Origin of the sequence: Rhodovulum strictum, assembly GCF_009649175.1 — a bacterium.
Lineage (GTDB): Bacteria > Pseudomonadota > Alphaproteobacteria > Rhodobacterales > Rhodobacteraceae > Rhodovulum > Rhodovulum strictum.
In genome coordinates this window covers 1-11,993 of the sequence record NZ_WJPO01000050.1, presented here as the reverse complement: position 1 = coordinate 11,993, position 11,993 = coordinate 1, and the positions used below count along the sequence as shown (strand labels likewise).

10 protein-coding genes and 2 pseudogenes are annotated in these 11,993 nt (G+C 66.7%); 10 read left to right on the top strand and 2 right to left on the bottom strand.

Annotated elements, in window-relative coordinates:
* Positions 1-89 (top strand): annotated as a pseudogene (locus GH815_RS19460) (IS5/IS1182 family transposase); the annotation flags it as partial.
* On the opposite strand, the pseudogene GH815_RS18195 reads toward GH815_RS19460, so the two are convergent.
* Positions 75-1,118: pseudogene (locus tag GH815_RS18195) on the bottom strand (IS1182 family transposase); the annotation flags it as partial. The pseudogenes GH815_RS19460 and GH815_RS18195 sit on opposite strands and share 15 nt — an antisense overlap.
* A gap of 266 nt (positions 1,119-1,384) precedes the next feature.
* Positions 1,385-1,909 carry a Crp/Fnr family transcriptional regulator gene (locus GH815_RS18190; RefSeq protein ID WP_153750152.1) on the bottom strand — a complete coding sequence of 175 codons (525 nt, stop codon included), beginning with the start codon at positions 1,907-1,909 and terminating at the stop codon, positions 1,385-1,387.
* 77 nt (positions 1,910-1,986) lie between these two features.
* On the opposite strand from GH815_RS18190, the gene GH815_RS18185 reads away from it, so the two are divergent.
* The 9 genes from GH815_RS18185 (at position 1,987) to GH815_RS18145 (ending at position 11,270) form a co-directional block, all read left to right on the top strand.
* A complete protein-coding gene (locus GH815_RS18185; RefSeq protein WP_211365127.1) occupies positions 1,987-3,819 on the top strand; it encodes an alkyl/aryl-sulfatase in 1,833 nt (610 codons plus the stop codon).
* A gap of 125 nt (positions 3,820-3,944) precedes the next feature.
* Positions 3,945-5,510: an alkaline phosphatase gene (locus GH815_RS18180; protein WP_153750150.1), complete on the top strand. Its 1,566-nt coding sequence runs from the start codon at positions 3,945-3,947 to the stop codon at positions 5,508-5,510.
* A gap of 54 nt (positions 5,511-5,564) precedes the next feature.
* A complete protein-coding gene (locus tag GH815_RS18175; protein ID WP_153750149.1) occupies positions 5,565-6,965 on the top strand; it encodes a DUF1254 domain-containing protein in 1,401 nt (466 codons plus the stop codon).
* A 664-nt stretch (positions 6,966-7,629) separates the two neighbouring features.
* Positions 7,630-9,087, top strand: coding sequence for a metal-dependent hydrolase family protein (locus GH815_RS18170; RefSeq protein WP_246176532.1), 1,458 nt, complete (start codon positions 7,630-7,632; stop codon positions 9,085-9,087).
* Positions 9,084-9,833: a hypothetical protein gene (locus GH815_RS18165; RefSeq protein WP_246176531.1), complete on the top strand. Its 750-nt coding sequence runs from the start codon at positions 9,084-9,086 to the stop codon at positions 9,831-9,833. Before GH815_RS18170 ends, GH815_RS18165 begins: the two co-directional genes overlap by 4 nt.
* Before the next feature lie 259 nt (positions 9,834-10,092).
* On the top strand, positions 10,093-10,221 hold the full coding sequence (locus tag GH815_RS19455; protein WP_281354814.1) for a hypothetical protein: 129 nt from the start codon (positions 10,093-10,095) through the stop codon (positions 10,219-10,221).
* Entirely contained in the window at positions 10,218-10,463 is a 246-nt protein-coding gene (locus GH815_RS18155; RefSeq protein WP_153750146.1) for a hypothetical protein, read from the top strand. The genes GH815_RS19455 and GH815_RS18155 overlap by 4 nt, the downstream gene beginning before the upstream one ends.
* A gap of 216 nt (positions 10,464-10,679) precedes the next feature.
* On the top strand, positions 10,680-10,886 hold the full coding sequence (locus GH815_RS18150; protein WP_153750145.1) for a cold-shock protein: 207 nt from the start codon (positions 10,680-10,682) through the stop codon (positions 10,884-10,886).
* A 54-nt stretch (positions 10,887-10,940) separates the two neighbouring features.
* Positions 10,941-11,270, top strand: a complete 330-nt coding sequence (locus GH815_RS18145; RefSeq protein ID WP_343030963.1) for a DUF982 domain-containing protein — start codon at positions 10,941-10,943, stop codon at positions 11,268-11,270.
* Positions 11,271-11,993: the final 723 nt, after the last annotated feature.

Here is an 11,993-nt window from a genome sequence, read left to right as displayed (position 1 = left end):
CCGCTGCAGATTGGTTGATCGCGGACCGCGGCTATGACGCCGACTGGTTCAGAGATGCTTTGAAAGACAAGGGGATAGATGTCGCGCTCCGGGTCGTAGAGAAAGTCCGTCTTCACGAACATGCCCTTGGCCTCGTTGCCGGAGGTCAGGGGCCGCGGCACGGTCGTGGTGATGCCGGCCTCGTGGCAGGCAAGGATCTCGGTGCCGCTGAAGTAGCCCTTGTCCGCGACGGCGTGCAGGTCGTCTCGGCCAAGCGCTTCCTTGGCCGCCGTCGCCATCGGGCTCAGCTGGTCGCGGTCGAAGCCATGGTTGGTGACCTCGTGAGTAACGATGATATGGGTCTCGGCATCGACCGCGCACTGCGCGTTGTATCCGACCAGGCCGCTGTGCCGTGCGCTGGTCGCCATCGCACGGGCGTCGGGATCGGTCAGCGAGATCTGCCCGTCCGGCGCGTCGGCCAGCGCCTTGTCCATCGCCTTCAGCCGCTCGATTTCCCGCCGGATGCGGCCGTAGCGGCGGGCGAGATGCGCCACCTTCCCGGCCCGCGCCTCTCCCTCCTCCTGACGGTCGATCCGGACCATCTCGTTGATATATCGCGCGACATCCGCTTCCAGATGGGCCAACCGGCTGGCGATCTTGCCCTTGGTGAAGTTCCTGTCGCGGTTGTTGACCGCCTTGAACTTGCTTCCGTCGATGGCGACGGTTTCGCCCTTCAGCACGCCGATCCTGCGGCAGAGTTCGACGAATTGCGCGCAGGTCTTGCGGATGGCAGCTGCGTTGTCGCGCCGGAAGTCGGCGATGGTCTTGTGGTCGGGCGCCAGCTTGCCGGTCAGCCACATCACCTCGACGTTCCGGCCCGCTTCCCACTCCAGTCGGCGGCTCGACGGGATGCGGTTCAGGTACCCGTAGATGAACAGCTTGAGCAGCACGGCCGGGTGATACCCCGGCCGACCCGTGCGTGCCGCAGCCGAGCGGACGAAGCCGAGTTCCGCCAGATCCAGTTCGTCAACGAAGAGATCGACGACGCGCACAAGGGCTTCCTCGCTGATCCAATCCTCAAGCCTATCCGGAAACAGCACCGTCTGGCTACGCTCGACGCCCTCGATGAAACCTGCCATCCCGAACCCCTCCGACCTCAGAAAGTCTACCACAGGTAGGGGTTTCCACACAGCCTCAGCCGTTGCCAGCCCTCAACGGATCGATTGGGACAATATAGGAACATCGGTTTGCAGGTGGCAGCGAAGGCGAGCCGCAACACACAATTAGTCGGCGGAACGACAAGGTAGAGCGCTACATGTTGACCTCGGTGGAGATTTTGTGCAGGCGGTCAGGCGGTCAGGCCTTCGCCGCGAACCTCGCGAGGGTCCGCGTCCGGAAAAGGCGCTCAATTCGGCCATTGCGCGGCCGCCTCCGCCTTGAGCGCAGCGGCGTCGCGGATCCGGAGGCCGCCGTATTCGGTCTCGACGGCTCCGGATGCGATAAGCGAAGCGAAGGCGCGGCGGAACGCCACACGGCTCATGCCGGCCATCCGTCCCAGTTCCTCCTGGGTCACGCGCACCGAACCATCGGGCGAGGCGATGCGAAGAAGCAGGCGGGCGAACCGCGCTTTGGGCGGCAGGGCGATGACTTCCCCGAGGGCACGAATGGCGAGAGTGAGGTTCAGTGAACTGAGCCTGTGGAAATACATCCAGTACTCGGGGTGCGTGGCGAGAATGCGCTGGACGGCAGCGATCGGCAGGCAGAACACCCGACAGTCCACGGCCGCCTCGACCGAGACCTGTCTCGGCAGGGAGGACAGAAGCGCACCGTCGCCGATCCAGAACCCGGGCGGAGCCCGATGCACCGTCACCTCCTCTTCGTCGCTGATCGGAATCGCGACGTCGAGAAGACCTTCGCCCAGCCCATACATGGCTGCCCTTCGCCGACGAGAGCGATTTCGCGGAATGGGCGCGCGGCTTCATCGCCGCGCCGCCGTCGCCAAAGATCATGGCCGACGCCGGCAACGTCGCGGCCGACATGGCGGCGTTCCGGTTCCTCGACCAGGAGGCGCCATTCGACAGCATCCACCCCTCGTTGCAACGCATATCGCGGCTGAACAACAATTTCGGCCTCTACGAGGTCGTGCCGGGCATCTATCAGACCCGCGGCATGGACCTCGCCAACATGACTTTCGTGCGGGGGCGGACGGGCTGGATCGTCGTCGATCCGATCACCACGACCGAGACCGCGCGCGCCTCGTGGGAGCTTTTGCAGGCGCATGTGGGCGAGGGTCTGCCGGTCTCGGCGGTGATCCACACCCATACCCACATCGACCATTGGGGCGGCGTGCGCGGCATCCCGCTGGACGCCGACGACGTGGCCTCGGGCCGGGTGCCGATCATCGCGCCCGAGGGCTTCATGGATTTCGCCGTCTCCGAAAACGTCTATGCCGGCAATGCCATGGGCCGGCGGCTGTTCTACCAGTACGGCTCGCTCCTGCCGACCAGCCCGCACGGCTTCGTCGGCGTCGGCCCGGCGGCCTTCACCCCGGCCGGGATGACCGGGCTGATCGCGCCCACGCGCCTGATCTCGGGCAAGTTCGAGGAGATGGAGATCGACGGCATCCGCGTGGTGTTCCAGAGCGCGCCGAACACCGAGGCGCCGCGGACGATGAACGTCTTCTTCCCCGAGCTGAAGACGCTCTTCATCGCCGACATGATCTTCGCCACGCTGCACAACCTCTACACGCTGCGGGGCGCGCAGGTGCGCGATGCGCTGGCCTGGTCGAAGTCGCTGAACGAGACGCTGCAACGCTTCGGCCCCGAAACCGAGGTGATGTGCGCCGGGCACAACTGGCCGCGTTTCGGGCGCGAGCGGGTGGCCGAGGTGATCCGGACACACCGGGACATCTATGCCAACCTCAACAACCAGGTGCTGCACCACGCCAACCAGGGCGTGACGATCAACCAGATCCACAACGTCTACAAGCTGCCGCAGTCGCTGGAGGACAGCTGGTTCGTGCGCGGCTATCACGGCCACATCACCCACAACGCCCGTGCCGTGGTGCAGCGCTTCCTCGGGTTCTGGGACGCCAACCCGGTCAATCTCGTGCCGCTCTCGCCCGAGGAGTCGGCGCCGCTCCCTGTCGAGATGATGGGCGGGGCAGAGCGGATCCTCGCCCGCGGGCAGGAACTCTACAATTCGGGCGACTACCTGCTGGCGATGGAGATCGTGAACAAGCTCGTGCAGGCCGAGCCGCAGAACGGCGCGGCCAAGGATCTGCTGGCCGACATCTTCGAGCAGCTCGGCTATCAGTCCGAGTGCGGCGGGCACCGCAATTCCTATCTCGCCGCCGCCTACGAGCTGCGTTCGGGCATCCCCGAGGGTGCGGTGGTAGGCGCGAGCGCCGATGTGGTCCGCGCCATGTCGACCGGGCTGTTCCTCGACTTCCTCGGCATCAAGATGGACAGTGCCCGGGCCGAGGGGCTGAGCTTCACCATGAACCTCGAGACGCCCGACACCGGCGAGACCTTCCTCGTGGAACTTTCGAACGCCACGCTCAACAACCTCGTCGGCTACCGCTCCGACGACGCCGATCTGACGCTGACGGTGAATCGGGCCGATCTCGAGCGGGTCATGGCCGGCGAGGCGACGCTGGAGGCGCTGCTGGCCGACGGCATCGCGCAGGTCGAGGGCGATGTCGCCATCCTCGGTCAGCTGGCCGGGCTGATGGTGGAGTTCGACCCGCGCTTCGAGATCATGCCGGGCACGAAGCGGCGCAGCGAGACCACCGGCGCCGACGCCTTCGAGGCATCGGTCGGCGCGCTCATTCCCGAGTGACCGGCCCTCGCAACCGGCCCGCGGAGCCCGCCGAACGCCCCCTTGCGGAGGCGGCCCTGACCCTTCGGGATCGGCTGGTGAGCGCCAGCCGATCCCGATGGCCAATACATGCAAGGAGGGAACCCATGCCGCCCGCCATCGACCTCGATCCGCTGTGCCATCCCGCCAACCCTGCCGTCGGCACCCGCCGCCTCGGGGCGGCGCTGCGGCGGTTCCAGTTCCTGTGCCTGTCGGCGATGGCGGCGGCGCTCGCCACGGTCGCGCCAGCGGAGGAGGCTGCGTCGGGCGCCCCGGTGTCCGTCATCCTTTTCATCTCGGACGGCGCGAGTTACGAGACCTGGAACATGGCCGGCTACTGGGCCCGCGGCGAGCGCGACGGCGCGCCCTGGAGCGACTGGCCGGTGCGGCTGGGGATGACGACCTTCCCGCTCAACACCGCGACCATGCCCACCATGGACGACGTGGCCCGCAAGGGCTACGATCCCGCGCTGGCCTGGTCGGCCGAGGCGGTGGCCCCCGACGAAACGATCTTCGCCCCGGTCTTTCCCGGCGCGCCGGCCATGGTCTACCCCTCGCCCGTCGCCGGCTATCGATGGGTGCGGCAGGGGTTCACCGACTCCGCGGCCGGCGGCACGGCGCTCGCGACCGGCGTCAAGACCTTCAACAACGCCATCGCGGTCGACAATTTCGGCCTGCCCCTCGCCATCGTCACCGAGGACGCGAAACGCGCCGGGCTCTCCACCGGGGTCGTCACCAGCGTCCCCTTCAACCACGCGACCCCGGCCGCCTTCGGCGCCAACAGCCTCATTCGCGACGACAATCACGGCATCGCCCATCAGATGATCTTCGGCTACCGGCTGGACGTGATTGCCGGCGCCGGCAACCCCGCCTTCGACGAAAGCGGGCGGCGCCGGGAGATGCTCGATTTCACCTGGGTCTCGGCAGAGGACTGGACAACACTGCTGACCGGCGCGGCCCCGCGCGCGCTGTTCCAGTCCGCCGAGGAGGTCGCGGCGCTGGCCGAAGGCACATTGGCCGCGCCGGAACGCTGGATCGCCGTGCCCGAGGTCGGCGCCACCCTTCAGATGCTGCGCGATCCGATGGTGGTGGGCGAGGACGCTGCCAACCCCAGCGGCGCCGCCTTCATCCCCGGACTGCCCGACCTCGCCACCCTCACCCGCGCGGCGCTGAACAGCGTCGGGCAGAACCCGGAGGGCTTCTTCCTGATGGTCGAGGGCGGCGCGGTCGATTGGGCCGCGCATCTCAACGCGACGGGTCTCCTCATCGAGGAACAGCTCGATTTCGAGGCCGCGGTGGCGGCGACGCTCGACTGGCTCGACGCCGAGGGCCGGCTGGACAGCACGCTGCTGATCGTCGCGACCGACCACGGCAACGGCCTGCCGCTGGGGCCCGACAGCGACAGCGTCCCGTGGCAGCCGGTCCCCAACCAGGGGCCGGGCGTGCTGCCCGAGTTGCGTTGGCACGCCAACGACCACACCAACGAGGTCACGCGGCTCTGGGCGACCGGCCCGGGGGCGGAGTGCCTGACGGGCCTTGTCACCGGCGTCGATCCGGGCCTGCGCGACATCGTCGGCCACAACGACGACGGCCGCTTCATCGACAACACCGCCATCGCCCCGGTGATCCGGGCCGCCATCGCGGGAAGCCCCTGCCCGGAGCCGGGCGAATGACCGGCCGGACGCACCGCGCACATCCGGCCGCAGCACCAGCGAAAGGAACGCCCCATGTCCAGACTGCTTGACCTGATGAAGGCCGCGCTGCCCGCGCTGCTCCTTGCCTTCGCCGCGCCCCCGTCCGCGCAGGCCACCGAGCCCGCGCAGGACGAAGACCTCGCCTACGCCATCGGCGTCCAGACCTATATCAGCCATTTCCCGCTGATGGACCTCTACCGCACGCTTTGGGAAACCTCGTTCGACCCCGGGCGCGGCCATGACCGGACCCTGAACGAGTTCTTCGTCTTCGACCGGCTCGTCGACAGTTCGGACGACTTCATCGTCAGCCCGAACAACGACACGATCTACCTGCGCGCCTTCGTCGATCTGCGCGCCGAGCCGGTGATCCTCGTGATCCCGCCGATGGGCGAGCGGAAGTACTGGGTGCCGATCAGCGACATGTGGCACGACCACGACGCGAACCTGTCCTTCGACACCGTGGGCTCGCAGGGCGGCGCCTTCGCACTCGTCGCGCCGGGCTGGCAAGGCGTGCTGCCGGAGGGTGTCCGACGGGTCGAGATGAGCACACCGCTCGGGTGGCTCTTGCCACGCATCCTCGTGGCCGACGACGCGGACCTTCCTGCCGCGGTCGAGTTGCAGAAGGGCTTCAGGCTGGTCCCGCTCAGCCAGTGGGGGGCGGCCGAGGTCGCGCGGCCCGCGCCGGACCCCGAGGACTTTCCCCGCATCACCCGGGACGACCTGACCGACGCGCGGGCCTACTTCACGACGCTGAACGAGGTTCTGCGGCTCTCGCCCCGCCTGGGCAACCCGATGGGCGCGGCGATGGCAAGCTGGCTGCACGAGATCAACATGGACCCGGCGACCGGCTTCGACTGGGACGCGCTCTCACCTGCAACGCAGGCGGGGCTCGAACGCGCGGCGGCCGACGCGCACCGCATCATCACCGCGCGCACGCAGCGCTCCGTGCCGATCGTGAACAACTGGCAGGTGGCTCGCTTCGACCGGCGCATCAGCGGCGAGCCTTTGTTCGCGGCGGCAGCCTCCATGATCGGCATCCTGTGGAACCCGGCCGAGATCAACACCTACGACCTCGCCTTCCAGGACGGGGACGGCGCCCAGCTCGACGGACGCAATGCTTACATGCTGCGCCTCGACCCGCCGCCGCCGGTCGACGGGTTCTGGTCGGTCACGATGTACTCGGCCGAAACCCGCATCTTCGTGCCCAACGCCATCGACCGCTACTCGATCGGCGACCGCACGTCCGACCTCGTCTACGGCGAGGACGGGTCGATCGAGATCTTCATGCAAGCCGAAGAGCCGACGGACCCGCTTGAGCGCGCGAACTGGCTGCCGGCGCCAGAGGGTCCATTCTATCTCCTGATGCGGCACTACTCGCCGCAGGCCTCGATACTCACCGGGGATTGGCTACCTCCGGCGATCATGGCGCGTTGAGATGCTGGCGGCGACGGTTTCACGACATTCGCCGCAGCCTTTCCGAATGTCCGAGTTGGGCCGACCTCGCTGGTACGCCCTGCTCGGTGGCCCCAAGTGCGCCGGTCGCTACCTGTGCTTCGCTGCCAACTGCGGCGTCGGAGCGAGTGTCCGTTATCGCGGGTTTCTGCGTCCGCCTTGCCGCACCTGCGACGGTCGGCTTGCCGCGGCAAATACTGATCTCAGATGTCGACAGCCACGCCCCATGTTTCCGTGCAGCCATTTTCGATCCGGAAAGCCTTGGGCCGTGTGCATGGTGAATGGTCGGACCGAATTGCTTTTTGAGCCCTGCTCGTAGCGCGGATCGTTGCCCAAGGTGGCAGGCCGACGTCCCGTCGATGCCGGCGCATTGCCAGCAGATCCTGCGCCCGGGCGCGATCGGCCCCACGGTTATCATTCGGGCAGAGGCTTCCGCTCGGCGCCGTCTCGCAGGGTCTTGGCACGTTCCGTCCAAGAGATGCGCACATTTCTTGTGACGCGGCTTTCCCGACAGGTGAGGCGGGACGAGGTCGGTTTCCCGAGGTAGAGTTCCGTCCCAATGATCCTGAAAATCGTTTCAAAAGCCCCGTTGAATCTGCAACGTTAGACAAGCTGGATTTCGGATTGGGGAGATTGCTGCATGTGCATGACCTGCTGCGAAGCGATTGAAAAAGGGGTCGTCGCGATCAACCCCTGTCTGTGCGGCGCGCCCGAGACCCAGGCGGCGATGCACAGGATCGAAGCCGATATTTCCCGCAGGCAGTTCATGGGAGGTAGCGCCGCCGTGATCGGCATGTTCGCGGGCTTTGGCCTGGCGCCCCGCGAACTCCGGGCGCAGTCGCCGGGGCGGCCGATGGTGCTGACCAACCTGCGTTTCTTCGACGGCGTGACGCTCGCCATGCAGACGGGCCGCGACATCGTGATCGAGGGGGGACACATCACCGCACTGCCCGCTACGGGTGCCGGTCCACAGGATGCCGATATCATCGATTGCGGCGGTCGGTCCGTTACGCCGGGGCTGATCGATTGCCATTGGCATGCGACGCTGGTCAGCGTCACCCAGCTTGCGGCCCTGACACAGGATATCGCCTTCGTGCATCTTGTCGCCGGACAGGAGGCTGGCGCCACGCTCATGCGGGGCTTCACCACCGTGCGCGATACCGGGGGGCCGGTCTTCGGGCTTAAGATGGCCATTGATCGGGGCGTGGTCAGCGGTCCGCGGATCTTTCCCTCGGGGGCAATGATCTCTCAGACCTCGGGCCATGGCGATTTCCGGTTGCTCAACACCTTGCCGCGGATGCCGGGCAATGCACCGGACTATACGGAAGCCACAGGTGTGGCCGCCATCGCGGACGGAGCGGACGAGGTCTTGCGGCGCACCCGCGAGCAATTGATGAGGGGCGCGAGCCAGATCAAGATCATGGCAGGTGGCGGTGTGACCTCGCTCTATGACCCGCTCGACACTGCGCAGTTTCTTCAGGAAGAGATGGAGGCCGCCGTGCGCGCCGCAGCGGACTGGGGCACCTATGTCTGTTCCCATGTCTACACGCCCGAGGGCATCCAGCGGGCGCTTCGGGCGGGCGTGAAGTCTATTGAACACGGGCAATTGGCCGATCTGGAAACGGTTCGGATGATGCGCGAGGAAGGCGCCTGGTGGTCGATCCAGCCCTTCCTTCAGGATGAGGATTCGAACCCGCGGAGCGATCCCGTCCAGCAGCAGAAGGCCGAGGAGGTTGCGCGGGGCACCGTGCGCGCATTCGAGATGGGCCGGTCCGAGGGTGTCAGCATGGCCTTCGGCACCGACATCCTGATGAACCCGGGCGGCTCGCAAAGCCAGGGACGGCAGCTTGCCAAACTGACCCGTTTCATGCCTCCGCTCGAAGCGCTGAGCATGGCGACGGGCCGGGCCGGTGATCTTCTGGCACTGTCCGGCCCGCGTGATCCCTACCAGGGACGGTTGGGCATCATCGCCGAGGGCGCCCATGCCGATATCCTCGTCTGGGACGGCGACCCGGAAAATGATCTCGATTTCCTCGGCGACCCCGGCGCCAATCTCCGCCTCGTCATGAAGGGCGGCCGCATCTTCAAGGAGCAGCTTGCATGACCCGTCATTTCCTCGACCACCTGCACTCCACCGCCGGCACGGCACTCTTGGTGGCCGCCGTGACGATCGTCCCGGCAATGGCCGAGGCACAGGACTGGTCCGGGCAGGTCACGCTTTATGGCTGGGGTGCGGGCGTGACGGGCGATTTCACACCCTTCCCCGGCGCGCCCACGCTGTCCTTCGACAAGTCGCTGTCCGAGGTGCTGGAGGATCTGGACGGCGCGTTTTTTGCCACCGGCCTTTTGCGGCGCGGCGATCTGGTGCTTTTCGGGGATTTCACCTACACCTCCTCGTCGCGATCGGGGCTGGTGCCGCCGGGCGTCCCCGCCTCGGGCGAGGTCACGATCCGGTCCTTGACGCTGGCGGCGGGGCGCCGGTTCGACACGGGCGGCGGGTCGCATGTGGATGTGCTGGGCGGTTTCCGCGCATGGAGCCTCGATGGCCGGGCAAGTGCGCTTGGCATGACCGCCGCGCCCGAGTCCAAATTCGCCGACCCGATCATCGCGCTCCGCGGCGCTGCGCCCCTGTCGGATCGCTGGTCGCTTCTGGGCTATATTGATATCGGCGGCTTCGGCGTCGGGTCCGACATGACGTGGCAGGCGGCTGTGACGGCGAATTACCAGGCAACCGACAACCTTTACCTGTCGGTCGGCTGGCGGCACCTGTTCCTCGACTATTCCGATGGCCGCCGCCAGTTCGAAGGTGCCATGACCGGCCCGGTGATCGGCGCGACCTGGCGGTTCTGATCCGGATTTTCCCGCAGAGATCGGGGACGGGCCTGGCCAGTCCCCTTGTCTTTGCCAATTGCCCCCGTGCCCTGACCGATACCCGAACGGCCTGTTCCGGCACGCAGGCTGTCCGTCGCATTGTCGGCTGCGTCGGCTTTTGCGGCCCGGCATCGCCCGTCAACGGGGCACCAGACCGGCCAGATGGTCCGCCAACCGCGATCCCTCCAGCCCGGCGGAGCGGCTGACCGGAGATCCCGGTGCGATCCTTCTGCGCGAGGTGCTAGAGAACAGCGGCATCGCGGGCTGGATTACCGATCGTCTGACCGATCCGCAGCGGCCGCAGGATGTCACGCATGATCTGGCTTCGCTCCTGCGCACCGCGATCCTGCTGGCGTCCCAGGGATGACGTCGCTCGGCGGTCCGGGGCTGGCGTCCCAGCCCACGCCCTCGCGCTTCACGGCGATGATGGCGGCGACGGCCAATCTGAAGACCCTGCGTGAGGCGATTCTGGATCTGGCCGGCCGGGGTTTTCGGGCACAGAACGCCGGCAAGCGGCTGGCTCAGGTGACGCTCGACGTGGACAGCCTGCCGATCATGCCGCCTCCGAAGGGTTGCAGGTGGTGGACGATCCCCTTGCTGCGCGCCTGAAGGTGCGGCGCGTTCCGCCCTTCGGGAGGAGCCATCCACCTCGGCGGGCTTTATTTTCCAACATGGCTTGCAATGGGGGCGAATGTCTGGCAAGAGGGTCAGGCAAAGCATCTTCTTTCGACCTTCTGTTTCCTTGCGGCTTCAGTTGCGACTCTGACGAAACTGGGCCAGGCCATCGCATCATGCGGGTGGCGCACAAGATAAGGAAACATCACGATGGCCAATGGCACCGTGAAATGGTTCAACTCCACCAAAGGCTTCGGCTTCATCGCTCCGGAAGGTGGTTCGAAGGACGTGTTCGTCCATGTGACCGCCCTGGAGCGGGCCGGCATCCGGCAACTCGACGACGGGCAGGCCGTCCGCTTCGACCTCGAGCGTGACCGCAACGGCCGCGAGTCGGCGACGAACCTCGTTCTCGCCTGAGCGACGACGACCGAGATCGGAAAACGGGGCGGCCTGGCGTCGCCCCGTTTTCACATCAACCGGAGCGGCCTTTCGTCGGCGCGGTTCTTTTCATCCGAAAGAAATGACTTGATTGAAATTCACTGGGGAGAACCCCTGTCCTTCGTCGTGTCTCCAGAAGGGGACATTCAGAAATTCTCGACCATCGAACAGGCGAGATACTGGTTGCGCCGCAGATGGCCCGTCGAGAACGACGCCCGCCAGCGCGCGATCCATCACCTCGAAGCGGCCATGGACTGCGTGGGCTCGGTCGGCAGCGCCCGCAGATCCTTCATCGCCGCGGCCCGGAGCGCAGGCTTTGTGGCGGAGGATCTGATGAGCCCGGAGCGCCGGACGCTCTCCTGATCGGCGACGGGGCACGCAGGCGGACAGACCCGCGGTCATTGCGGAAAAAGCCAGGCCCATGCTCCAGCGACGCCTCGAGGTGATCGCGATTGCGCCATCGTTCATGCGGCGACGGGTGCGAAGGTCCGAGCAGGTCTGCGCGGAAATCTTGTAGTGGCCGGATCGAGCGACCGCTCGAGGGTGCTGGCCGTCGATCGGAGAAGCGGACTGCCAGCCGTTTGCCATGCGCCAAAAGCCCTATTTGCCCGCTGCGCTGCGATGCTGCGGTGCCGTCAGGCTGCTTGCCGCCCATAGTGAGCGCCGACCATCACTCGGTCACCCCATACAAATCACGCAGTTGCCGGGGCACCGGTTCTGCAATGTCCCACTGCACGGTTATCGGCCCCTCGCCCTCCCATCCGGCGAACTGCACCGGGCCAGCGTAGCGGAAGGGTGCCGCGCGGCCATCGCGCAGTTTCGATTTGCGGAGGAACAGATGCACCCTCCAGCCCGGTTCCGCGCCCGAAATGATGCGCGGCCGCGCAGGTCGTCGCGGCGGGTGCTCGTCTGGGTCTGCCAGACGCCCGCGCGGGCGGCCAGCTCGGCCTGCGTCAGGCCATTGGCCTTGCGGGCGGCGCGCAGGGTCTGGCCGAGATCCTTCGTGGTGTGCGCATTCCGGAGCATCCGGTCGGGCATTCCGACGACATCCGGTCAGCTGTTCCGAAGTATCCGGTCACCGCGAGA